This window comes from Cellvibrio sp. ATLC23, assembly GCF_057196725.1.
In genome coordinates, this window is sequence record NZ_JBXUOS010000030.1 from 1 (window position 1) to 569 (window position 569).

Annotated in this window: 1 protein-coding gene; it reads left to right on the plus strand. The window is 44.3% G+C overall.

The genetic code is table 11. From position 1 onward, the window contains the following. Positions 1 to 569: hypothetical protein (locus AC2CG4_RS20050; RefSeq protein ID WP_484487953.1), on the plus strand; the 569-nt coding region annotated here is incomplete at both ends.

A 569-nucleotide genomic window follows, 5' to 3' on the forward strand; every position in this document is an offset into this window, starting at 1 on the left:
ATTACAAGGTTTAGAATTCGATAAACAGCAATGGCAGCAATTAACTATTGCAGTGATTCAGCAGGCACCATTTTTTGATCAAGAAGCGCGGGCAGAACTGACGGCTGCAAGTCAAACACCGATCAACCAACTAGTAAATCCGGCGGCTTATTACCAAGCTATTATTACGGCGATTATCGAACGTCAACCGCTTGATTTGGAGGCGATTGCGATAATAGCGAAAGACGATAACGCGCAGTCAGAAGAAAATAGTTCATACAAAGATACTGCAGAGCCAGCAGAGAAAAATATTATTTACGATCGCAATCAAGAAATGGCTCAACCCGCAACAAAGACTGGCATGCAAAACTCGCCGGGAACCACTACCGTCGATGTTGGGCAAATATCTATTCAAGACTCTGCAAAAGTCACATCCGAATCAGTTGCTGAACATCGCCTCCATAACGAAGACAAAAATACTGAACAAACGCTAGACATTGCTCAACAAGCGACAGAAATTGAAAAGCCTATGCGCACCAGCGCACTAGAAACAACACAAGTCACTGCGCTACACACAACCGAGCCAGTTG